At 67.0% G+C, this 22,026-nt stretch carries 18 protein-coding genes; 11 read left to right on the plus strand and 7 right to left on the minus strand.

Translation table 11 applies throughout. The features are described 5' to 3' along the window. Positions 1-48: 48 nt before the first annotated feature. The 3 genes from GOQ09_RS02305 to GOQ09_RS02315 are packed head-to-tail and all read left to right on the plus strand — an operon-like array spanning position 49 to position 2,687. The gene (locus GOQ09_RS02305; RefSeq protein ID WP_157611700.1) at positions 49-1,524 is read left to right on the plus strand and encodes a flavin-containing monooxygenase; all 1,476 of its coding nucleotides are present in this window, start codon (positions 49-51) and stop codon (positions 1,522-1,524) included. 42 nt (positions 1,525-1,566) lie between these two features. After that, positions 1,567-2,091: a CMD domain-containing protein gene (locus GOQ09_RS02310; protein WP_157611701.1), complete on the plus strand. Its 525-nt coding sequence runs from the start codon at positions 1,567-1,569 to the stop codon at positions 2,089-2,091. Then, positions 2,088-2,687 carry a peroxidase-related enzyme gene (locus GOQ09_RS02315; RefSeq protein ID WP_157611702.1) on the plus strand — a complete coding sequence of 200 codons (600 nt, stop codon included), beginning with the start codon at positions 2,088-2,090 and terminating at the stop codon, positions 2,685-2,687. Before GOQ09_RS02310 ends, GOQ09_RS02315 begins: the two co-directional genes overlap by 4 nt. Here the strand turns inward: GOQ09_RS02315 and GOQ09_RS02320 are convergent. Further along, on the minus strand, positions 2,682-3,761 hold the full coding sequence (locus GOQ09_RS02320) for an NAD/NADP octopine/nopaline dehydrogenase family protein (protein WP_157611703.1): 1,080 nt from the start codon (positions 3,759-3,761) through the stop codon (positions 2,682-2,684). The genes GOQ09_RS02315 and GOQ09_RS02320 overlap by 6 nt on opposite strands. Beyond that, entirely contained in the window at positions 3,754-4,728 is a 975-nt protein-coding gene (locus tag GOQ09_RS02325; protein WP_157611704.1) for a Bug family tripartite tricarboxylate transporter substrate binding protein, read from the minus strand. The genes GOQ09_RS02320 and GOQ09_RS02325 overlap by 8 nt, the downstream gene beginning before the upstream one ends. Before the next feature lie 116 nt (positions 4,729-4,844). Here GOQ09_RS02325 and leuS point away from each other — a divergent pair, with 116 nt between their 5' ends. The 6 genes from leuS to GOQ09_RS02355 all read left to right on the plus strand — a co-directional run bounded on the left by leuS (position 4,845) and on the right by GOQ09_RS02355 (position 13,939). After that, positions 4,845-7,475, plus strand: coding sequence for a leucine--tRNA ligase (leuS, locus tag GOQ09_RS02330; protein ID WP_157611705.1), 2,631 nt, complete (start codon positions 4,845-4,847; stop codon positions 7,473-7,475). Positions 7,476-7,489: 14 nt separating this feature from the next. Next, positions 7,490-8,011 carry an LPS assembly lipoprotein LptE gene (lptE, locus tag GOQ09_RS02335; protein ID WP_126748796.1) on the plus strand — a complete coding sequence of 174 codons (522 nt, stop codon included), beginning with the start codon at positions 7,490-7,492 and terminating at the stop codon, positions 8,009-8,011. 27 nt (positions 8,012-8,038) lie between these two features. Then, positions 8,039-9,106, plus strand: coding sequence for a DNA polymerase III subunit delta (gene holA / locus GOQ09_RS02340; RefSeq protein WP_126748795.1), 1,068 nt, complete (start codon positions 8,039-8,041; stop codon positions 9,104-9,106). A 66-nt stretch (positions 9,107-9,172) separates the two neighbouring features. Further along, positions 9,173-10,465: a glutamate-5-semialdehyde dehydrogenase gene (locus tag GOQ09_RS02345; protein WP_207309912.1), complete on the plus strand. Its 1,293-nt coding sequence runs from the start codon at positions 9,173-9,175 to the stop codon at positions 10,463-10,465. Between the two features lie 120 nt (positions 10,466-10,585). Next, complete coding sequence (gene gshA / locus GOQ09_RS02350; RefSeq protein ID WP_157611707.1) at positions 10,586-11,893, plus strand: glutamate--cysteine ligase; 1,308 nt, start codon at positions 10,586-10,588, stop codon at positions 11,891-11,893. Between the two features lie 174 nt (positions 11,894-12,067). Further along, the gene (locus tag GOQ09_RS02355; RefSeq protein ID WP_157611708.1) at positions 12,068-13,939 is read left to right on the plus strand and encodes a potassium transporter Kup; all 1,872 of its coding nucleotides are present in this window, start codon (positions 12,068-12,070) and stop codon (positions 13,937-13,939) included. A gap of 24 nt (positions 13,940-13,963) precedes the next feature. Here the strand turns inward: GOQ09_RS02355 and GOQ09_RS02360 are convergent, their stop codons facing one another. Both GOQ09_RS02360 and GOQ09_RS02365 read right to left on the minus strand, forming a co-directional pair. Then, on the minus strand, positions 13,964-14,887 hold the full coding sequence (locus GOQ09_RS02360) for a polysaccharide deacetylase family protein (RefSeq protein ID WP_157611709.1): 924 nt from the start codon (positions 14,885-14,887) through the stop codon (positions 13,964-13,966). Positions 14,888-14,897: 10 nt separating this feature from the next. After that, the gene (locus GOQ09_RS02365) at positions 14,898-15,338 is read right to left on the minus strand and encodes a nuclear transport factor 2 family protein (protein ID WP_157611710.1); all 441 of its coding nucleotides are present in this window, start codon (positions 15,336-15,338) and stop codon (positions 14,898-14,900) included. Between the two features lie 113 nt (positions 15,339-15,451). Here GOQ09_RS02365 and GOQ09_RS02370 point away from each other — a divergent pair, with 113 nt between their 5' ends. Next, complete coding sequence (locus tag GOQ09_RS02370; RefSeq protein WP_157611711.1) at positions 15,452-16,720, plus strand: benzoate/H(+) symporter BenE family transporter; 1,269 nt, start codon at positions 15,452-15,454, stop codon at positions 16,718-16,720. After that, positions 16,720-17,676: a glutathione synthase gene (gene gshB, locus GOQ09_RS02375; protein ID WP_157611712.1), complete on the plus strand. Its 957-nt coding sequence runs from the start codon at positions 16,720-16,722 to the stop codon at positions 17,674-17,676. The genes GOQ09_RS02370 and gshB overlap by 1 nt, the downstream gene beginning before the upstream one ends. Here gshB and GOQ09_RS02380 read toward each other — a convergent pair. The 3 genes from GOQ09_RS02380 to GOQ09_RS02390 form a co-directional block, all read right to left on the minus strand. Further along, complete coding sequence (locus GOQ09_RS02380) at positions 17,636-18,934, minus strand: PepSY-associated TM helix domain-containing protein (protein WP_157611713.1); 1,299 nt, start codon at positions 18,932-18,934, stop codon at positions 17,636-17,638. The genes gshB and GOQ09_RS02380 overlap by 41 nt on opposite strands. After that, positions 18,934-21,144, minus strand: a complete 2,211-nt coding sequence (locus tag GOQ09_RS02385) for a TonB-dependent receptor (protein ID WP_157611714.1) — start codon at positions 21,142-21,144, stop codon at positions 18,934-18,936. The genes GOQ09_RS02380 and GOQ09_RS02385 overlap by 1 nt, the downstream gene beginning before the upstream one ends. 106 nt (positions 21,145-21,250) lie before the next feature. After that, positions 21,251-22,018: a class II glutamine amidotransferase gene (locus GOQ09_RS02390; RefSeq protein WP_157611715.1), complete on the minus strand. Its 768-nt coding sequence runs from the start codon at positions 22,016-22,018 to the stop codon at positions 21,251-21,253. Positions 22,019-22,026 lie beyond the last annotated feature (8 nt).

Genomic DNA, 22,026 nt, shown 5'->3' on the forward strand with positions numbered 1-22,026 from the left:
ACTGGGCAGGGGTTTCATGTGAACCCCGCTCCCGTTCCCGCTCGCAAGATGACAACCGACTCCGTTCCCCTCGTACTTTCTTCTTCGCCGGAAGGGCTTGCCGCGCTCGAGCGGCGGCTCGCCAAGGACCTCGAGTGCCTGGGCTGGCCCGCACGCTCATGGATGCCCGTTCGCGAGCACGCGGGCGAGCCGGTGCTTGACGTGGTCGTCATCGGCGGAGGGCAGGCCGGGCTGGCCGCCGCCGCAGCCCTTGCGCAGCAGGGCATCCGGGCCGTGGTGTTCGACCGAGCGCCCGCAGGCAACGAAGGCCCGTGGGCCACCACCGCGCGCATGGAAACCCTGCGTTCGCCGAAGGAGCTGACCGGCCCTGCGCTCGGCCTGCCCGCGCTGACCTTCCGCGCGTGGTTCGAGGCGCAGTTCGGCGCCGAAGCCTGGGCTGCGCTGGACAAGATCCCGCGCCTCCAGTGGATGGATTACCTGGTCTGGTACCGGCGGGTGATGAGCGTCGATGTGCGCAACGAAACCGCAGTCACCGGGATCAAGCCGCTGCCCGATGCGCCGCTGGTGCGGCTGGAACTGCGCACGCCCGCTGGGGCGCAGCGCGTGCTGGCGCGCCGCGTGGTGCTTGCCACGGGGCGCGACGGGCTTGGCGGCCCGGCCGTTCCCGCTTTTGTCGACGCACTGCCGCGCTCGCAATGGGCGCATTCGTCCGACGCCATGGACTACGGCAAGCTTGCGGGCCTGCGCGTGGGCGTGATCGGCGCGGGCTCATCGGCCATGGACAGCGCGGCCACTGCGCTGGAATGCGGCGCGCACAGCGTCGAGCTGCTGATCCGACGGCCCGACCTGCCGCGCGTCAACAAGGGCAAGGGCGCCGGCGTGCCGGGCCTGACGCAGGGCCACTACGACCTGCCCGATGAGCTCAAGTGGCGCATTCGCCACTACATCAACGTCGCCAACGTGCCGCCGCCGCACGGCAGCACGCTGCGCGTGTCGCGGTTTCCGAATGCGTTCTTCAACTTCGGTTGCCCGGTTCTTTCGATCGAGCCGCAGGGCACGGCCATGCGGGTGGCCACGCCCAAGGGCGATTTCGTGTTCGACTTTCTCATCGTCTCGACCGGCTTCAAGGTCGATTGGAGCAACCGGCCGGAGTTCGACGCCATCGCGCCGCATGTGCGCACGTGGGGGGACCGCTTCGTGCCCGAGCCCGGCAACGAAGACCAGGAGCTGGCGGATTCGCCCGATCTCGGCCCGGTGTTCGAATTCCTGGAGCGCACGGCGGGGGAATGCCCAGGTCTCGACCGCATCCATTGCTTCTGCTACCCGGCGGCCTTGTCGCACGGCACGGTGTCGGGCGACATACCCGCAATCAGCGACGGCGCCAGGCGGCTTGCGAGCGGCATGGCCAGCCTGTTCTACCGCGAAGATTTCGAGCACCACTTTGCCAACATCGAGGCCTACAGCGAGCCCGAACTGTTCGGCGACGAGTGGGTGCCCGCGCCGCCGCCGGCCGAACGCGGCTGAACCTGCAGACCCATTGAACCGGATCGAATTGAACTGAAACGCATGACGACAACTTCCTACGACGCATCCACACCGCTCGACGTGGTCGACGCTTCGGTGCCGCTGGCACCAACCCAGCCCACCCGCATGCTGCGGCTGCAGCGCGACAAGGTCGTGGCGGCCACGCAGGGCAGCTACGACGCCATGTTCTCGCCCACGGTCGAGGGCCTTTCGGTGGCCGAGCGCCTGCTGGTGGCACTGCACGCCTGCAGCGTCTCCAAGGCTGCGACGCTTGCCGCTCACTACCGCGAGCGCTTGCTGGCCGAAGGTGTGGACCGCGAACTGGTTGCTGCCGTGGGAAGCGGCGCGCCGGCGGCGGATACACGCCTGCGCACGGTGCTGGCGTTCACCGCCAGCCTGATCGAGCGGCCCATCGAAGGCGACAAGGCCTCGGTCGAGGCGCTGGCGCAGGCGGGCCTTTCAACGCCCGCGATCGTCGCGCTGGGCCAGCTGATCGCCTTCTTGTCTTACCAGATACGCATGGTCGCGGGCCTGCAGGCCTTGGCGGCTGCGGAGGTGTCGCAATGACCACGCCGATTCGCATCAAGGGCTTCACCAATGAGGTGCTGAGCTGGAAGCCCTGGCTCGATCCGGTCGATGTTGCCGCCGCCACGCCGGCCCAACTGGCCGCGCTCGACGAAATGAGCCCGCAGGCGCGCACCTCGCCGTACTTCCTGGTGCTGGCGCATCAGCCCGAGATGCTGCTGCAACGCTCCATTGCCTTCAACGCGATCATGTTTGCGCCGGGCGGCATGCCGCGTGCCGAGCGCGAGCTGGGCGCCACGGTGGAATCGCGCGTCAACGGCTGCGTGTATTGCGCCTCGGTGCATGCGCAGCGCTTCGAACAGCTTGCCAAGCGCAATGACGTGATCTCGCAGGTGTTCGAGGAGCCGGCTTCGGCGGGCACCACGGCGCGCGAAAAAGCCATCGTCGAATTTTCGATACGACTCGGCGCCGAGCCCGACAAGGTGTCGGCGGATGACGTGCGGGCGCTGAAAGAGGTGGGACTGACCGAACTCGAGATCCTGGACCTGATCCACTCGGTGGCGCTGTTTGCCTGGGCCAACCGGCTGATGCTCAACCTGGGCGAGCCGGTCTTTCCCGAGGCAACGGCAACTTCATAGGCGGGCGAGCAGCCCGGCCACCGTTTCGCCGGGCAGGTTGAGCGGCGCCAGCAGGTCGTTCTGTTGCCGGAAGTCGGTGCCGCTCACCAGCGAGGCTGCGTCGACGATGGTGCGGGTTGCGGGCGTGGGCACGCCGGCAATCTGCCCCAGCGCCTCGATAAAGGCCAGGCCGTAGGGCATGTCTTCGGTCACGAAGCGAGTGTCGGTGCGCACGGGGCCGGGCGGGCCGCCGCGCTTGGCATGCAGTTCGGCCGCAATGTCTTCGAGCAGCGCCGATTCCGTGCCGAAAGAGCGCGCGAAGTGTTCCTCGATGGGGCCGAGCTCGATGCCGAAGGCCTGCGCGACGGCCCGCCGCTCCATGTCCAGCGCCTCGATTGCCCGAGCCACGCCGGGCGTCATGCAGTGGTACTGCGGCCAGTTTTCGGCGCGCTCGATGCGGCTCCAGTTGAAGACGGCCAGCGGGCCGTGGGACTGTGGATTGACGTTGGCGAGTGCGCTGGCGAGCGTGTTTTGCTGCGGAAAGAAGCCGTTACCGAACAGGGCAGTGCAAAGCGCGATGGCCTCCTCAAGTTTCGCGCCCGGCAGGGCGGACACGCCGACCGCCTTGCGCCGCGTCATCACCTTGACCTGCGTGCCGGACTCGCGGCGTGCGGTCAGCACCGTCGTGCCGAAGCTTGCGACCGTGATCCGCCGGCCCGCGCGATGGGCGCTTTCGTAGAGATACAGCGAAGACAGCGAGGCCATCGAGCTGACGATCACCGTCTGCCCGTTGCGCAGGAAGGGCAGCAGCGCATCCATCACGCGCTTGTGGCCGTTGACCGGCAATGCGATCAGCAGCACGTCCGATCCAAGGCAAAGCCGGGCTGCATCGTCCGCCACATCGACCGTGACGCTGCATGGCAGCACACCGCTGGCTTCGAGCGGCTGCATGCGCAACGCCTCGGCGCCTTGACCGCCGGGCGACCATAGCGTGACGCCATGGTCCATTTGCCGCAGCCAGGCCGCACTGGCCAGCGCGATGGCCCCGGCGCCCGCGATTCCGACGCGGTACAGCTTGACCGCAGGCTCAGTCAACCTTGATCCCGCCCTGCTTGATCACCTTCGCCCAGCGCTGGCTGTCTTCCGAAATGACCTTGCCCAGCGCCGCGCCGCCGCCGCAGGTGTTCACGGCGCCAAGCTGTGCGAAACGCTGTTTCGTTTCGGGCAGGTTGCACACTTCGACCAGCGCCGCAGAGAGCTTGTCGAGGCTGGCCGCGGGCATGCGCGCGGGCGCCATCACGCCGACCCAGACCGGCACGTCCATGCCGGCAAGGCCGGCTGCCTCGGCCACCGTCGGCGGCGTGCCGAGGCTGGGCAGCGCCGCGCGCGAGAAGGTGCCGAGCACGCGGGCCTTGCCCGTCGCGACCATCGGTTCGATGGAGGCGGCGCTGGTCACGATCAGCGCCACTTGGCCGCCCAGCAGGTCGGTGAGCGCCGGCGCCGCGCCGCGGTACGGCACATGCAGCAGGTTCACGCCGCCCGCCTGCGCGAGCAGGGCGCCCGTGAGGTGCGACACCGTGCCGTTGCCTGTCGATGCGTAGGTGACCTGGCCGGGCTTGGCCTTGGCATCGCGCAGCACGTCGGCCACGGTCTTGTAGGGGCTTTCGGTGCGCACGGCCAACGTCATGGGCGTGTCGCCGACCAGGGCCACGGGCACGAGGTCGTGCACCGGGTCGTAGGCCAGCCTGGCCTGCAGGTGGGGCGCGATGGTGATGGCGCCGCCGGTCGCCAGCAGCACGGTGGCGCCGTCGGTCGCCTTGGCCACCGCATCGGCCGCCAGGATGCCGCCCGCGCCCGCCTTGTTGTCGACGATGACGCTGCCGCCCAGCTTTTCGGTGAGCTTGGCGCCCAGGTAGCGGGCAATCACGTCCTGCGCGCCGCCCGGGGCGAAGGGCACGACGATGCGCAGCGGCTTGTCGCTCGCCGGCTGCGCCCACAGCGGCGTGGCAGTGGCAAGGCAGGCCGCAAGCCCCAGTGCCAGGTGTTTCCAAAGCAGTTTCATGGCTTTTTCCGATCTGCGTCAGGTGGCAGGAAGTGCGCGAAGACTGGGAGCGAGTCTAGTCGGCGCGATAATCCGCCTTCCCCGGCCGCTCCGAGCCGGGCTCCTGCCGTACCGTCATGAACCCCAGCTATAAACCCAGCGACGTCGAGTCCGCTGCCCAGGCGCAATGGAGCGCCGCCGATGCCTACCGCGTCACAGAGGACGCGAGCCGCAAAAAGTACTACGCCTGCTCGATGCTGCCGTACCCCAGCGGCAAGCTGCACATGGGCCATGTGCGCAACTACACCATCAACGACATGCTCACGCGCTATCTGCGCATGAGCGGCTACAACGTGCTCATGCCCATGGGCTGGGACGCCTTCGGCCTGCCGGCCGAAAACGCGGCGCTGAAAAACGGCGTGCCGCCGGCCAAGTGGACGTACGAGAACATCGACTACATGCGCGGCCAGCTCCAGGCCATGGGCCTGGCCATCGACTGGAGCCGCGAGATCGCCACCTGCGACCCGAGCTACTACAAGTGGAACCAGTGGCTGTTCCTGAAGATGCTCGAAAAGGGCATTGCGTACCGCAAGACCCAGGTCGTCAACTGGGACCCGGTCGACCAGACCGTGCTGGCCAACGAGCAGGTGATCGACGGCAAGGGCTGGCGCACCGGCGCCACGGTCGAGCGCCGCGAGATTCCGGGCTACTACCTGAAGATCAGCGACTACGCCGAAGAACTGCTCGAGCACACCCAGCACAAGCTGCCGGGCTGGCCCGAGCGCGTCAAGCTGATGCAGGAGAACTGGATCGGCAAGAGCGAGGGCGTGCGCTTCGCCTTCACGCACGACATCAAGGACGCGAGCGGCCAGCTGATCCAGGACGGCCGCATGTACGTGTTCACCACGCGCGCCGACACCATCATGGGCGTGACCTTCTGCGCCGTGGCGCCCGAGCATCCACTGGCTGCGCACGCCGCCACGCTCGACCCCAAGGTCGCGGCCTTCATCGAGGAATGCAAGGCCGGCGGCACTACCGAGGCCGAGCTCGCCACCCAGGAGAAGAAGGGGGTGCCCACGGGCCTGACCGTGACGCACCCGATCACCGACGAACAGGTGCCGGTGTGGGTGGGCAACTACGTGCTCATCAACTACGGCGACGGCGCCGTGATGGGCGTGCCCGCGCACGACGAGCGCGACTTCGCCTTTGCCAACAAGTACGGCATCGAGATCATCCAGGTGGTGCTGGTCGACGACGAGCCCCACTTCGACTATCACAAGTGGCAGGACTGGTACGGCGACAAGCAACGCGGCGTGACCATCAACTCCGACAACTTCAGCGGGATGAGCCACAAGGAGGCCGTGGCCGCCGTGGCGCATGCGCTGGGCCAGAAGGGCCTTGGCGAAATGCAGACCACCTGGCGCCTGCGCGACTGGGGCGTGAGCCGCCAGCGCTACTGGGGCACGCCGATCCCGATCATCCATTGCGACGAGCACGGCGCGGTGGCGGTCCCCGAGAAGGACCTGCCCGTGGTGCTGCCGACCGACTGCGTGCCCGACGGCTCGGGCAACCCGCTGGCCAAGCACGAAGGCTTTCATGCCGGCGTGGTCTGTCCCGTGTGCGGCAAGGCCGCGCGGCGCGAGACCGACACGATGGACACCTTCGTCGACAGCTCGTGGTACTTCATGCGCTACTGCGACCCGAAGAACGACGAGGCGATGGTGGCCGGGGGCGCCGACTACTGGATGCCGATGGACCAGTACATCGGCGGCATCGAGCACGCGATTCTTCACCTGCTGTATGCGCGCTTCTGGACCAAGGTGATGCGCGACCTGGGCCTTGTGAAGGTCGACGAGCCCTTCAGCAAGCTGCTCACGCAGGGCATGGTGCTGAACCACATCTACTACCACCGCGACGAAAAAGGCGGCAAGAACTACCATCCGCCGCTGGAAGTGACGCCCGTGCTCGACGCGCAGGGCCGCATCGTCGGCGGCACCACCGGCGACGGCACCAAGGTCGAGTACGGCGGTGTCGGCAAGATGGGCAAGAGCGAGCGCAACGGCGTCGACCCGCAGGACCTGATCGAGAAGTACGGCGCCGACACCGCGCGCCTGTACACCATGTTCACCGCGCCGCCGGAAGCCACGCTCGAGTGGAACGACGCGGCCGTCGAAGGCAGCTACCGGTTCCTGCGCCGGGTGTGGAACTTCGGCGTGGCGCAGGCGGACGTGCAACCGGCAGCCATCGGCGGCCAGTCTTTCGGCAAGAACGCCCAGGCGCTGCGCCGCGAGGTGCACACGGTGCTGCGCCAAGTCGACTACGACTACCAGCGCATGCAATACAACACGGTGGTGTCAGGTGCGATGAAGCTGCTCAACGCGCTCGAAGGCTTCAAGCCCGATGGCAGCCCTGCCGATGCGGCCGCGCTGCGCGAAGGCTTCGGCATCCTGCTGCGTTGCCTGTATCCCGCCACGCCGCACATCGCCTTCCAACTCTGGCAGCAGCTCGGCTACGACAAGGAACTGGGCGGCCTGCTGGACGCACCCTGGCCCGTGGTGGACGTGAGTGCGCTCGAGCAGGACGAGCTCGAGCTCATGCTCCAGGTCAACGGCAAGCTGCGCGGCGCGCTGCGCGTGCCGGCCGGCGCTTCCAAGGCCGAGATCGAGCAGCTCGCGCTTTCCTGCGACGACTTCGTCAAGTTCGCGGAAGGCGCACCGGCCAAGCGCGTCATCGTGGTGCCCGGCCGCCTGGTCAACGTGGTCATTTGAGTAACGACACAAGCATGAACAATCGAATTGCCTCGCTGCCGCGCCGCGGCTTTCTACTGGGCCTGTCCGCCGCGGGCGCGAGCCTTGCGCTGGCCGGCTGCGGGTTCGAGCTGCGCAAGGCGCCCGTGTTCGCGTTCAAGACGCTGGCCGTGTCGGGCAATTCGGAGCTCATCAACCGGCTGCGCCGCGAAATGCGCGCTGCCGGCACCGTGACGCTGGTGCCGCCTACCGAGGCGCAGACCGCCGATGCGATCCTCGAGATTCTTGGCGAGAACCGCGACCGCATCGTGATATCGACCAACTCGGCGGGCGCGCTTCGCGAGCTGCAACTGCAGCTGCGCGTGCGCTTCTCGCTGCGCACGCCGGGCGGCAAGACATTGCTGCCGCCGACCGAGGTGTCGCAGACGCGCGACCTGAGCTTCAACGAAACCAACGCGCTCGCGAAAGACGGCGAGGCCGAACTGCTGTACCGCGACATGCAGGCCGACATCGCGCAGCAGTTGATGCGGCGCTTGGCGGCCGTCAAGGAACTCTAGGCGCAAGCCTGCGCCTGCCGCGATCCGATGCAACTTGCCAGCGCCCAGCTCGGGCCCCACCTGCAAAAGGGGCTGAAGTCCCTCTACACGATCCACGGCGACGAGCCGTTGCTCGCGCAAGAGGCCGCGGATGCCATTCGCGCTGCGGCGCGCACGCAGGGCTACACCGAGCGCAGCTCGTACACCGTGGCCGGCGCGCACTTCGACTGGAGCGCGGTGCTTGCGGCGGGCGGTTCGCTCTCGCTCTTCGCGGACAAGCAGATCGTCGAGATCCGCATTCCCTCGGGCAAGCCCGGCAAGGACGGCAGCACGGCGCTGCAGCAGCTGGCCGAAGCGGCGCAGGGCAACGACAGCACGCTGACGCTGGTGATGCTGCCGCGGCTGGACAAGGCCACGCGCACGGGCGCCTGGTTTTCGGCGCTCGAGAACAACGGCGTGAGCATCCAGGTCGATCCCATCGAGCGCGCCGCGCTGCCGCAGTGGATCGCACAGCGCCTGGGCGTGCAGGGCCAGCGCGTGATGCCGGGCGACGAAGGCCAGCGCACGCTGCAGTTCTTTGCCGACCGCGTCGAGGGCAACCTGCTCGCGGCGCACCAGGAAATCCAGAAGCTCGCCTTGCTGCATCCGGCGGGCGAACTGAGCTGGGAGCAGGTCGAGGCCGCGGTCAACAACGTGGCGCGCTACGACGTGTTCAAGCTGTCGGAGGCCGTCCTGGCCGGCAATCCGCAGCGCGTGGCGCGCATGCTCGACGGGCTGCAGGCCGAGGGCGAGGCCGAGGTGCTGGTGCACTACACGATTGCCGAGGACATCCGTGCGCTCAAGCGCGTGAAGGACGCCATGGCCTCGGGCCGGCCGCTGCCCATGGCGCTGCGCGAAAACCGCATCTGGGGCCCGCGCGAGCGCGCCTTCGAGCGCGTGCTGCCAAGGCTCGACGACCGCATGCTGGCCCGGCTGCTGCGCGCCGCGCATGTGGTGGACGGCATCTGCAAGGGCCTCAAGCAGCCCGATTGGCCCGCCAGCGGCTGGCAGGCGCTGCAGCGTCTGGCCCTGATGCTGTGCCGCGCCTGCAGCAGCGGCCCAGCTCCCGCTCGCTGAGGGAGATGGGACAACACCCAAGGGATGCAAAGCCCGGGGTTGATCCAAATGCAGGAAAATGCCGACATGAACGCGTTCAACGTCAGCGAGCACATGCAGGCCCTTGGCCTGCAAGCCAAATCCGCCGCATTCCTCATGGCCCGTGCGGATGCAGCTACCAAAAACAGAGCATTGAAGGCCCTGGCCAAGCGCCTGCGCGAAGCCGGCCCCGGCCTTTCCGAGGCCAACCAGAAGGACCTGGAGCGCGCCACGGCCGCGGGCCTGTCGGCCCCGATGGTCGACCGACTCAAACTCACGCCCAAGGTCATCGAGACCGTGGCGCAGGGCTGCGAGCAGCTCGCGGGCATGGCGGACGTGATCGGCGAGATCATCGGCATGAAGCAGCAGCCCAGCGGCATTCGCGTGGGCCAGATGCGCGTGCCCATTGGCGTGTTCGGCATGATCTACGAGAGCCGCCCCAACGTGACCATCGAAGCCGCGAGCCTGGCCATCAAGAGCGGCAACGCGGCGATCTTGCGTGGCGGCTCGGAGGCCATCGAATCGAACAAGGCGCTGGCGCTGCTGGTGTCCGAGGCGCTGGCCGAGGCCGGCCTGCCGGTCGAGGCGGTGCAATTGGTGCAGACCACCGACCGCGAGGCCGTGGGCCAGCTCATCGCCATGCCCGAGTTCGTGGACGTGATCATTCCACGCGGCGGCAAGGGCCTGATCGAGCGCATCAGCCGCGATGCCAAGGTGCCGGTCATCAAGCACCTGGACGGCAACTGCCACGTCTACGTGGACGACACGGCAGAGTTTGAAATGGCGCTGCGCATCGTCGACAACGCCAAGACCCAGAAATACAGCCCCTGCAACGCGGCCGAGGGCCTGCTGGTGTCGGCGGCGGTGGCCGAAGACTTCCTGCCCCGCATTGGGGCCATCTTTGCGGCCAAGGGCGTGGAAATGCGCTGCGACCCGGTCGCGGCCCGCATCCTGCGCGCGGACGATGCCGTCGGTTCAAGCGGAAAAATCGTCGATGCGGTCGAGTCCGACTGGTCCGAGGAATACCTTGCCGCGGTGATCAGCATCAAGGTGGTCGAGGGCGTCGATGAGGCCATTGCGCACATCAACCGCTACTCGAGCCATCACACCGACGCCATCGTCACGCGCGACCACGTTCATGCGCAGCGTTTTCTGCGCGAGGTCGATTCGGCGAGCGTCATGGTCAATGCGAGCACACGCTTCGCAGACGGTTTCGAGTTTGGCCTGGGGGCCGAGATCGGCATCAGCACCGACAAATTCCATGCGCGCGGGCCGGTCGGCATCGAAGGGCTGACCTCGCTCAAGTATGTGGTGCTTGGGCAGGGCGAAGTCCGGAGTTGATGCACCGAAGGCGGGCGGATTGAACCAAGACTGCCATACGTAGTCTTGTCATTGGGGCGGCCACCCCCAAATCCTACAATTCCGCTCTACCTTCAAGTACAAAACCAACAAGGCCGCCGCATGGTTCCGCATCTCGTCACCGCCCTGACCGGCCCGATCAACGAACTGGAGCAGCGGGTACTCGACTCGACGCCCGCCATTGAGCGCTGGTTCCGGCTCGAATGGATGGAGCACACGCCGCCGTTCTACAGCGCCGTCGACATCCGCAACGCCGGCTTCAAGCTTGCGCCGGTCGACACCAATCTTTTCCCGGGCGGCTGGAACAATCTCACCAAGGAGATGCTGCCGCTGGCGGTGCAGGCCGCGCAGGCCGCCATCGAGAAGATCTGTCCGGAGGCGCGCAACCTGCTCGTCATTCCCGAGAACCACTCGAAGAACACCTTCTATCTCGCCAACATTGCGCAACTGGTGCGCATCTTCCACATGGCGGGACTCAACGTGCGGGTGGGGTCGATCGATCCGGCAATCAAGTCGCCCAAGAAAATCGAACTGCCCAACGGCGAAACCGTGTGCCTGGAGCCTGTGGTGCGCAGCAAGCGGCGCCTGGGGCTCAAGAACTTCGACCCCTGCACCATCCTGCTCAACAACGAGCTTTCGGCCGGCACGCCGGGCATCCTGGAAGACCTGCACGAGCAGTACCTGCTGCCGCCGCTGCACGCCGGCTGGTCGGTGCGGCGCAAGAGCAATCACCTGCACAGCTACGAAGAGCTTTCCAAGCGATTCGGCAAGCTGCTGGGCATCGACCCCTGGCTCATCAATCCCATCTATGCGCGCACTGAAGGCGTCGACTTTGCCGAAGGCCGCGGCATCGACGTGCTGACCAGCCATGTGGACGCGGTGCTGACCAAGGTGCGCCGCAAGTACAAGGAATATGGCATCAACGAGAAGCCCTTCGTGATCGTCAAGGGCCATACCGGCAGCGACGGCCCGGGCGTGATCACGGTGCACGACGCCAAAGAGGTCGAAGGCCTGGTCGGAAAGCCCCGCGCCGCAGCAAGCACCAAGGCCGCCGCGGCCAGGGAACTGCGCGGCCCCGGCGAAGTGATCGTCCAGGAAGGCGTGCTGACCAACGAGCGGGTGCACAACGGCGTGGCCGAACCGGTGGTCTACATGATGGACCGCTATGTAGTGGGCGGCTTCTACCGCGTGCACGCGGAGCGCGCCCCGGACGAGAACCTCAAGTCGCCGGGCGCGAGCTTCGTGCCGCTGGCTTTCTCCGAAAGCGCGCATCTGCCGCAGCCCGGCGCCAAGCCCGGCGCGAGCGCGCCCAACCGCTTCTACATGTATGGCGTGGTGGGCCGCCTGGCCATGGTGGCGGCCAGCTACGAGATGGAAGCCACCGATCCGGACGCCGAAATCTACGAATGATTTTGCCGAGCGGGTTGCGGCGGGTGCGGTCGGCGGCAAAATAGCGGCCCCACAGCAAAGGAAAGAAAAGGGCGGAGGGTGCGCGCAGCGGCTGGAAACTCCACCGCGGCAGCAGTCCGGTGCGCGTAACGCCTGGTTACGCGCTTGCAATTCGCTCTTTTTCCCATCGACTTCGTGTCACCTCCCAAATCTTCTTCCGCCGCCGCCTTGATCATCGGCACCATCGGTGTCGTCTATGGCGACATCGGCACCAGCGTGCTGTATGCAGTCAAGGAAGTGTTCGGCCACGGCCACCTGCCTTTCACTGTCGAGAACGTCTACGGCATCCTGTCGATGTTCTTCTGGACGCTCACCGTCATCGTGTCGATCAAGTACGTGGTGCTGGTGCTGCGGGCCGACAACGAAGGCGAGGGCGGCCTGGTTGCCATGCTGGCGCTGGCCTCGCGCGCGGTGGCCGACAAGCCCAGGCTGCGCAACGTGCTGCTGCTGGTGGGCATCTTCGGCACCTCGCTCTTCTATGGCGACGGCGTCATCACGCCCGCCATTTCGGTGCTTTCCGCGGTGGAGGGCCTCGAAGTGGTGTCGCCCCACTTCAAGCACTATGTGCTGCCGATCACGTTGGTGGTGCTGTTCTGCCTCTTCGTGGTGCAAAAGCGCGGTACCGCGGGCATCGGCAAGTTCTTCGGCCCGATCACGCTGGCGTGGTTCCTGGCCATTGCAGTGCTCGGCGTGTCGCAGATCGTTCACCACCCCGAAATCCTCAAGGCGCTGAACCCCTGGTTCGCGCTGAAGTTCATGTGGGACAACCCCGGCACCAGCTTCATTCTGCTGGGCGCCACCGTGCTGTGCGTGACCGGCGCCGAGGCGCTCTATGCCGACCTGGGCCACTTCGGCAAGCGGCCGATCCGCGTGGCATGGTTCACGGTCGTGATGCCGGCGCTCACGCTCAACTACTTCGGGCAGGGCGCATTGCTGCTCGAGAACCCCGATGCGGTGAAGAACCCGTTCTTCATGATGGCGCCTGAATGGGCGCTCATTCCGCTGGTGCTGCTGGCCACGGCGGCCACCGTCATCGCGTCGCAGGCGCTCATTACCGGCGCCTTCAGCGTCACGCGCCAGGTCATCCAGCTGGGCTACCTGCCGCGCCTGAACATCGAGCACACGAGCGTGCGCACGGCCGGGCAGATCTACATTCCGCTGGTCAACTGGGGCCTGTTCGTGGCCATCGTGCTGGCCGTGGTCATGTTCCGCTCGTCGAGCAGCCTGGCCGCCGCCTACGGCATTGCGGTCACCACCGACATGCTCATCACCACGGTGCTGACCTTCTTCGTGATCCGCTATGCGTGGAAGCTGCCGCTGGCGCTGTGCATCGCGTCCACGGCGGTCTTCTTCGTGGTCGACTTCCTGTTCTTCGCGTCCAACCTGCTCAAGCTGTTCGAAGGCGGCTGGTTCCCGCTGGTGATCGGCGGCTTCGTGTTCACCTTGATGATCACCTGGAAGGAAGGCCGCCGCCTCATGGGCGAGGTGCAGCGCGCCGATGCGATCGAGCTCAAGGCCTTTCTCGACTCCGTGTTCGAAAGCCCGCCCGCGCGCGTGGAAGGCACGGCGGTGTTTCTGACCGCCGAGCCCGGCGTGGTGCCCAATGCGCTGCTGCACAACCTGAAGCACAACAAGGTGCTGCACGAGCAGAACATGTTCGTCACCGTGCGCAACCACGAGGTGCCCTGGATCCCGATGGACAAGCGCATCGAGATCGAGGCGCTCGGCCACCATTGCTGGCAGATCATCGTGCACTACGGCTTCAAGAACGACGTCGACCTGCCGCGCGCTCTGGACCACGCGCGCTTGCGCGGCTGCCAGCTCGAGCCCATGGCGACGAGCTACTTCCTCTCGCGCGACGTCGTCATTCCCACGCTCGGCAGCGGCATGGCGCCGTGGCGTGAAAAGCTGTTCGCGCAGATGCACCACAACGCAAGCGGCGCGGCCGCATTCCTGGGGCTGCCGAACAACGCGGTGGTGGAACTGGGCTCGAAGATCGAGATCTGACGGGCCGCGCGCGCGGCGCCGGGCTCAAGCGAAGTCCGCCGGCCGCTCCGCCGCGAGCTGCGTCATGTGCGCCGCAATCGCGCCCGGCGTGGTGACCCATATCTCGCCGCGGTCGCGCGCACGCGCCAGGTGCGCCAGCGCCGTTCGCAGGTGCCTCAGCCGATACGGCTGGCCCACGATGTAAGGGTGGAGCGCCAGCCCCATCACCAGCGGTTGCGCGCGCGACTGCTCGAGCATCTCGTCGAAGTTGTCGACGATCATCGCGCTGAAGTCCTTGGCGTCCATCAGGCGGCCCACGATCATCGGAATGTCGTTGAGCTCCTGCGGATACGGCACCGACCAGATCGAACCGCCGCCGCGCGTGCGCATGCGCACCGGCTGGTCGTCGTGGCACCAGTTGAGCGTGTAGCCATAGCCGGTCTCGGCCAGCAGGTCGGGCGTGACGGCGCTTTCTGAAATCCAGGGTGACAGCCATCCGGCGGGCGCCTGGCCGCTTTCCCCCAGCATGCGCTCGCGGCAACGCACCAGCAGCGCGCGTTCGTGTGCTTCGTCCCAGCCGCCCTGGCGTTCCGCATTGCTGTGGCCGTGGCCAATGAGTTCGTCGCCGCGCGCCACGCAGGCTTGCACCAGCTGCGGGCAATGGTCGTAGAGCGCCGTGTTGATGAGCGCGCCCGTGGGCAGTGCCAGTGAATCGAACAACTCGAGGCAGCGCCAGGCGCCCACGCGGTTGCCGTATTCGCGCCAGCCGTGGTTCAGCACATCGGGCTCGGGCGAGGCCGGGCCGATGCAGGCACCCAGCCCGTCGCCGAATGCAAAGTGCTCGATGTTGAAGCCTATGTACACGGCCAGCCGCGCCCCGTTCGGCCAGGCGTAGCCGGGCCGCCGCGTGATGGGGCTGTAGCCGAAGCGGCCGTGCGTGGGGAGCCCATCTGGCCAGCGTGCCGTCATCTGCAGGGCCTCACAGCACCGCCAGCCCGGCCCGCACCAGGAGCCATTCGGCGCTGTCGTTCCACACGTCCATCTGCACGATGAGCCCGTGGCGCACCAGGTAGCGGTCGACATAGCGGTTGCCTTCGAAGGCCATGCCGTCCGGCCAGGCACCGTAGAGCGTGCCCAGGCTGTAGACCACCGTTTCCTCCGGCGTGCCGCCGGCCACGGTTTCGGTGCGCTCGATCTTCTTCTTCACCCAGGCATAGCGCTTCGCGTTGAAGGCCGAGGTGTCTCCGGGCGCGTGCATGGTGCGATTGCCGGTAAAGCGAATGCGGATGTCGGGCGCGGTAAAGCGCGAGGCCGATTGCGGGTCGGGAATCATCACGAGGCGAAGGAATTCGTCGACGACCTCGGCGGGCGTGGCAGGGCCCGGGGGTGCGGGCGCATCGGGCGAAGCAAGTGGGTCCATGGTTTCTCCGGCATGAGGCCATGCGGTGCATGGCAATGGCATGACGATGCCAAAGCAAGTCCCGCGCCGAATCGCCTGTTCTGGAGGCCCGGCGTCCCCGGCACAATCGGCCGATGCGTTTCTTCAAGGATCTGAGCCTTTCCGCCTTTACCGCGGGCTTCGTCGCCGTGCTCGTGGGCTTCACGAGTTCGGTGGCCATCGTGTTCCAGGCCGCGCAGGCTTTTGGTGCCACGCCCGAGATCGCGGCCTCGTGGATGTGGGCGCTGGGCATAGGCATGGGCCTGCCTTCCATCGTGCTGTCGCTCTGGTGGCGCAAGCCGGTGATGATTGCCTGGAGCACGCCGGGCGCCGCCGTGCTTGCCGTCGCGGCGGGCAGCTACGGCATGGGCGAGGCGGTCGGCGCTTTCATCGCCTGCGCCGCGCTGATCGTGCTGGCGGGCGCCACGGGCTGGTTCGAACGGGTCATGAACAAGATTCCGATGGCGATTGCCTCGGCGCTGCTTGCCGGTGTGCTCGCGCGCTTCGGGCTCGATGCGTTCATTGCCGCCAAAACGGCGCTGCCGCTGGTGTTGCTGATGCTCGGCACCTACCTGGTCGCCAAGCGCCTGCTGCCGCGCTATGCGGTGCCGCTCACGCTGCTGGCCGCCATTGCCTTCGTGGCCGCGCGCGGCGAGCTGAGCTGGTCGACGGTGCACTTCTCGCTCACATGGCCGGTGTTCACCATGCCGGTGTTCAGCTGGCAGGCCATCGTCAGCCTGGCTCTGCCGCTTTTCATCGTCACCATGGCTTCGCAGAACCTGCCGGGCGTGGCAACGATACGTGCGGCGGGCTACGGCGATCTGCCGGTCAGCAAGCTCATCACCATCACCGGGCTGGCAACGCTGGTGCTGGCGCCCTTCGGCGCCTTTGCCTTGAACCTGGGCGCCATCAGCGCCGCCATCTGCATGGGCCGCGAGGCGCATGAAGACCCGGGGCGGCGCTACACGGCGGCCGCAAGCTGCGGCGCCATCTACGTGGTGATCGCGTTCTTCGGCGCGGCGGTCACCGGGCTGCTCACGGCCTTTCCGAAAGAACTGGTCGCCGCCATTGCCGGCCTGGCACTGCTGGGCACCATCGGCAGCGGGCTGGCTGGCGCGGTGCGCGACGAGCCGCACCGCGAGGCCGCGATCATCACCTTCCTGGTCACGCTCTCGGGCGTGGCCATCCTTGGCATCGGCTCGGCCTTCTGGGGCGTGGTGGCCGGTGCGCTGGCATTGGCGGTGCAGCAGGCCGGGCGCACGAAGGCAAAGGCCTCCGCCGGCAAGGACATCGCCGCTTCCGGCAACATCGCGCCAGACAGCAGCAACATGGCGGCCACACCCGGCGCCGGAAAGACTCCCTGATGAAAAACATCCTCTTCGTCGCCGATCCGCTCGACCATTTCAAGATCTACAAGGACACCACCTTCTCGATGATGCGCGAGGCCCAGCGCCGCGGCTATCGCATCGCCGCCTGCCTGCCGCAGGACATCCAGTGGAAGTCGGGCGGGCAGGTCACCGCCACGGTGCAGCAGATCACGCTCACCGGAGACGCAAGGGACTGGTACCGCGTCGACATCAGCGAGGCCAAGGCGCTGAAGGACTTCGATGCCGTGCTGATGCGCAAGGACCCGCCCTTCGACGCCGAGTACATCTACGCCACGCACCTGCTCGAGCAGGCCGAGCGCGAAGGCGCGCGCGTGGTGAACAAGCCGAGCGCGTTGCGCGACCATCCCGAGAAGCTCGCGATCATGGAGTTTCCGCAGTTCGTCACGCCCACGCTGGTCACGCGCAGCGCGCAGGCCGTGCGCGACTTTCATGCCGAGCATGGCGACATCATCCTGAAGCCGCTCGACGGCATGGGCGGCATGGGCATCTTCCGCGTGAAGCAGGACGCGCTGAACCTGGGCTCCATCGTCGAGACGCTCAACAAGGACGGCGCCGAAACCATCATGGTGCAGCGCTTCGTGCCCGAGGTCGTGCAGGGCGACAAGCGCATCCTGATCATCGCGGGCGAGCCGGCGCCTTTTGTGCTGGCGCGCATTCCGCAAGGCACCGAGGTGCGCGGCAACCTGGCAGCCGGCGGCAAGGGCGTGGCGCAGCCGCTCACGGCGCGCAACCGCGAAATCGCGGAGGCCATTGGCCGGGTGCTCGCGCCGCGCGGGCTGCTCTTGATCGGGCTCGACGTGATCGGCGACTCGGTCACCGAGATCAACGTGACGAGCCCGACCTGCTTTCAGGAGATCACCGAGCAGACCGGCTTCGACGTGCCGAAGATGTTCATCGATGCGCTCGAAGCGCACCTTGCCGCACCACGCTGAGTTCCTCGGGTAGCGCCTCGCGCTCGCGCCGCGCCTGCATCAGCCGCGCGCGCCGCTTGCGCCACCAGATCACGATGCCCGTGACGGACAGGCCCGCCACCGCCAACCCCATGAGCGACATCAGGATGCGTCCGGGCAGCCCCAGGATGCGCCCGCCGTGCAGCGGCAATTGCAGCTGCGCGAACACGTCGGCGGCGGTGCCGTGCCACGGCCGGTTGCTGCTGATGATGTGGCCGTCGCGGCCGTCCAGGTAGAGGTTCGACAGGCCCATGCCGTCGCTGTCGTCGTGCGAGGCGTGGTCGAAGAACGACACGTTGTAGAAGCCGCCGCGCTGGTTGTAGAACACGCCGCCGAGCGGTGTGGTCCAGCCGCGCCGGCGTGCTTCGGCCTCGGCGTCGGCCACGATCTGGCGGAAGCCGATCGTGGGTTCGATGCGCGCGCCCAGCGGCGCGAGCGGCACCAGTGCCGACGGCCCCGGCGTGGTCTTCGACACCAGCGACAGCATCGGGTGGAAGATTTCCTTGTAGAGATTCAGCGAGAACGAGGTGAAGGCGATGATGATGATCAGCACCCATATCCACAGCCCACCCGCGCGGTGCAGGTCGAAGTTGAGCTTGTAGCCGCCGGCCGCCCAGCGCACGGCCCATGCGGGCTTCCAGCGCCGCCACCATTCGCGCGCGCCGCGGTGCTCGGGGTGCGCGGCTTGGCGCTGGCGCCGGGGTGTCGTGAGATAGAGCGCGACGAAGCTGTCGAGCAGCCACACCAGCGCCACCGTGCCCATGATCCCGTGGCCTAGCCGGTCGGTGCCCCAGACGGCCGGCACATGCAGCGTGTAGTGCAGCTTGCGAAGGAAGGGCATCAGCGTCTCGGGCCTGAGCGAGATCGCAGCCGAATCGCGCCGGCCGCGGATCTCGGCCGTCACCGGATCGACGTACACGCGGTTGTAGCCGAGCTGATAAGGCTTGCCCGTGGCGGGATCGGTGCGCGGCTGCACGAAGTAGCCGGCCGCGTGCCCTTCCTCGAAGCCGAGCGGCATGTACGCGACCCGCACGCGCGGGTCGTGCGCCTCTACCGCGGCCGCGAGCTCGAAGGGGTCGCGGAACGGGCCGCGCGAGTCCGTGTCGTAGAGCTCGCTGTTGAGCCAGCCGTCGATCTCGTGGTCCCACGAGATCACGGCGCCGGTCAGGCCCGAGACGATCAGGAACAGTGCAATCGCGAGCCCCGCGAAGCGGTGCACTGCGGTCCAGAAGGCGCGCATCAGAAATCGATGGTGCCGCTCACCGCGAAGGTGCGCGGTGCGCCCAGGACCAGGTAGTTGGAGCCTTGCGTGCCGCCCACCGACGCCCAGTACGACTTGTTGAACAGGTTGTCGATGCGCGCGCGCAGCGTGAGCAGGCGCCCGTTGCCCAGGTCGACCAAGTAGCGCGCGCCGATGTCGAAGCGCGTCCAGCCCGGAATCTGCTGCGTGTTGGCGGCATTGGCGTACTGCTTGGAGGTGTACAGCAGGCGCGCATTCAGCGACAGGTTGCGCACGCCCGGCACGTCCCACTCCGCGCCGAGGTTGGCCTGCTGCTTGGCCACGCCGATGGCGGTGAAGCCGTCGGTCGCACCGCCTTGGGTGTTCTTCTGCTTCGCGTCGAGCAGCGTCAAGCCGCCCAGCAGGCGCAGGCCCTTGGCAGGCTGGCCGAACACCGAGAACTCGAGGCCCTGGTTGCGCTGCTTGCCGTAGAGGCCGTAGGTCTGGCCCTCGTATTGGTAGGTCGGCTGGTCGGTGGTGAAGAAGGCAGCGCTTGCACCGATCGTGCCGCCGTCGTACTTGACGCCGATTTCCTTCTGCTTGGCCTGGTACGGCGCGAACACCTCGCCGGCGTTGGTGACCGGTCGGCTGTTGACGGTGCCGGGTGCCACGTTGCCCTTGACGAGGCCTTCGATGTAGTTCGCGTAGACCGAGGTGCTCGGCGTGACCTTGAACACGATGCCGGCCACCGGCGTGGTCTTGCTCTCGTCGTAGGCGCTCGTTTCCTTGATCGTGTTGTAGGCGAAGCTGGTTTGCTTGATGGTCTGGCGACGCACGCCGAGCGTGACGAGCAGGCGGTCGTCCATGAAGGACATGGTGTCGGCCACCGCAACGCTCGAGGTCTCGATCTTGTCGGTCAGGCGCGGGTCTTCCAGCGTGTTGCCGGTGAAGCCGTTGGCCACCGGGAACGGCGAGGCGTACGGCGCGTAGATGTTGTTGCGCAGGCTGCCGCGCGAGATCGTGTAGGCGTTGTCGCGGTCGTTGCTGTATGTGGCGGCCGAAGCCACCACCGTGTGCTTCACCGGTCCGGTCACGAAATTGCCGCGCACGCCGATCTCGGCGGTGCCGATGCGGTCCTTGCGCGTGTTGCTGAAACGCGTGCCGCTGGTGTTGCCGAACGCGTCGGCGAGCGTCGGGTTCGCCAGCACGTTGTCTTCGTCGCTGCGGCGCACGCCGCCGGCGGCCCAGGCGGTGATGTTGTCGGTGATGTCGACTTCACCGCGGAAGGTGGCGAACTTGTCCTTTTCCTTCGAGTAGGTCCAGGGCTGCGCAAAGTTGGTGCTGGCGTCGGGTGCACGCGGAATCGGCAGCGCCGACGAGGGCGTGAGGCTCGGGCGGCCGTCCTTCAGGTCGTAGTCCTGGTAGCCGAAGTCGGCCGACAGGCGCACGTTGCGGTTGCGCCAGTCCACGCCGACGGCGAAGGCGCTGAGCTGCTGGCTCTCTTTGTGGACGCCGGTTCCGCCTTCCCGGCGCACGGCATTCACGCGCACGCCCAGGCTGTCGTCGGGGCCGAAGCGGCGCGCCAGGTCGAGGTTCACGTAGCCTTGGCCACCGGTTTGCACGCCGAAGCCGACGCGCGTGAGCGGCTCGTTCGGCGCGCGCTTGGGCAGCAGGTTGATTGCGCCGCCGATGCCACTGCCGCCGGGCGCCGCGCCGTTCAGGAAGGTGTTTGCGCCGCGGAACACTTCCACGCGCTCGAAGAATTCAGAGGCGATGTACTGGCGCGGCAGCATGCCGTAGAGGCCGTTGTAGGCCACGTCGTCCGAGTACACGGGGAAGCCGCGCACCACGTAGAGTTCCTGGAAATTGCCGAAGCCGCGCGCCTGGCGCACCGACGGATCGTTGAGCAGCACGTCGGCAACGCTCTTGGCCTGCTGGTCCTGGATGAGCTCGTTGGTGTAGTTGGTGCTCGAGAACGGCGTGCTCATCATGTCCTGGTTGCCCAGGATGCCGACGCGCCCGCCGCGCGCCACCTGGCCGCCGGCGTAAGGCTTGGTCAGGCCTTCGGCCGAGGCGTCGGCGCTGGCTTCGACGGTGACGGTGCCGAGGGTGCCGGCGGCTTCAGCCGGCGCGGCGGTCTGGGCGGAAGCGGCCAATGCGTGAAGTGCGAGCAGCGTGGCGGCAACGGTCGGGCGCAGGCTCGCGCGCAGGAAGGAGGATGAAGAAGACATTGAAAAGTTCGAAAGGGGCGCAAATGAGAAGCATTATTGTTACCCCGTCGAACCGGTTTGCCGATACTTTCTCGCAATGTTGCGAAAAAGTGTCAGTAGAAACGCCTCAGTGCCCGAAGCGTTGCCCGTCCACAAACACGTGCAGCTCGCCCGGCACAAAAGGCGTCCAGCTCTCGTTGCTCGTGAGCGGCGCGGTCACCACCACGGCCACGCGGTCGTTGGGCGTGGTGTGCCGCGCAAAGTCGATCTCGAGGTCTTCGTCCGCGAGCTGCGCGGTCACGAAGGGATGGCGCCGTTCCACGTACCAGAGGTTGGTGGAGGCATGCGCCCAGAGCGCCTGGCCGTTCGAGAGCATGAAGTTGAAGGTGCCGTGGCGCGCGAGCTGCGGCGCCAGTTCGCGCAGCGTGAGCGTGAGCTCCTCGATGCTCGGCACGCCCGCATGCGACTTGGCCAGCTCCTGCATGAGCCAGCAGAAGGCGTGTTCGCTGTCGGTGTTGCCCACGGGATGAAAGTTGCCGTGCAGGCGCGGGCGAAAGTCCTTCAGGTCGCCGTTGTGGGCAAACACCCAGTAGCGGCCCCACAGTTCGCGAACGAAAGGGTGGCAGTTCTGCAGGTTGATGGCGCCCTGCGTGGCCTTGCGGATGTGCGCAATGACGTTGCGGCTCTGGATCGGGTAGCGCCGGATCAGCTCGGCCACGGGCGATTCGCTCGCGGGCATGTGATCGACGAAGTGGCGCAGCCCCCGGTCCTCGAAGAAGGCGATGCCCCAGCCGTCGGCGTGATGGTCGGTGCGGCCGCCGCGCTGGGCAAAGCCCGTAAAGCTGAAGGTCACGTCCGTGGGCGTGTTGCAGTTCATTCCAAGCAGTTGGCACATGGCGCTAT

The sequence above is a fragment of the Variovorax paradoxus genome (assembly GCF_009755665.1).
In the GTDB taxonomy this organism is placed as follows: Bacteria; Pseudomonadota; Gammaproteobacteria; order Burkholderiales; family Burkholderiaceae_C; genus Variovorax; species Variovorax paradoxus_G.

Coding starts and splice junctions, on each gene's coding strand:
- GOQ09_RS02390 (WP_157611715.1), bottom strand. CDS start 22,018: ATGTGCCAACTGCTTGGAATGAACTGCAACACGCCCACGGACGTGACC.
- gshB (WP_157611712.1), top strand. CDS start 16,720: ATGAAAAACATCCTCTTCGTCGCCGATCCGCTCGACCATTTCAAGATC.
- lptE (WP_126748796.1), top strand. CDS start 7,490: ATGAACAATCGAATTGCCTCGCTGCCGCGCCGCGGCTTTCTACTGGGC.
- GOQ09_RS02385 (WP_157611714.1), bottom strand. CDS start 21,144: ATGTCTTCTTCATCCTCCTTCCTGCGCGCGAGCCTGCGCCCGACCGTT.
- GOQ09_RS02345 (WP_207309912.1), top strand. CDS start 9,173: ATGAACGCGTTCAACGTCAGCGAGCACATGCAGGCCCTTGGCCTGCAA.
- gshA (WP_157611707.1), top strand. CDS start 10,586: ATGGTTCCGCATCTCGTCACCGCCCTGACCGGCCCGATCAACGAACTG.
- GOQ09_RS02305 (WP_157611700.1), top strand. CDS start 49: ATGACAACCGACTCCGTTCCCCTCGTACTTTCTTCTTCGCCGGAAGGG.
- GOQ09_RS02365 (WP_157611710.1), bottom strand. CDS start 15,338: ATGGACCCACTTGCTTCGCCCGATGCGCCCGCACCCCCGGGCCCTGCC.
- GOQ09_RS02380 (WP_157611713.1), bottom strand. CDS start 18,934: ATGCGCGCCTTCTGGACCGCAGTGCACCGCTTCGCGGGGCTCGCGATT.
- leuS (WP_157611705.1), top strand. CDS start 4,845: ATGAACCCCAGCTATAAACCCAGCGACGTCGAGTCCGCTGCCCAGGCG.
- GOQ09_RS02370 (WP_157611711.1), top strand. CDS start 15,452: ATGCGTTTCTTCAAGGATCTGAGCCTTTCCGCCTTTACCGCGGGCTTC.
- holA (WP_126748795.1), top strand. CDS start 8,039: ATGCAACTTGCCAGCGCCCAGCTCGGGCCCCACCTGCAAAAGGGGCTG.
- GOQ09_RS02315 (WP_157611702.1), top strand. CDS start 2,088: ATGACCACGCCGATTCGCATCAAGGGCTTCACCAATGAGGTGCTGAGC.
- GOQ09_RS02360 (WP_157611709.1), bottom strand. CDS start 14,887: ATGACGGCACGCTGGCCAGATGGGCTCCCCACGCACGGCCGCTTCGGC.
- GOQ09_RS02310 (WP_157611701.1), top strand. CDS start 1,567: ATGACGACAACTTCCTACGACGCATCCACACCGCTCGACGTGGTCGAC.
- GOQ09_RS02325 (WP_157611704.1), bottom strand. CDS start 4,728: ATGAAACTGCTTTGGAAACACCTGGCACTGGGGCTTGCGGCCTGCCTT.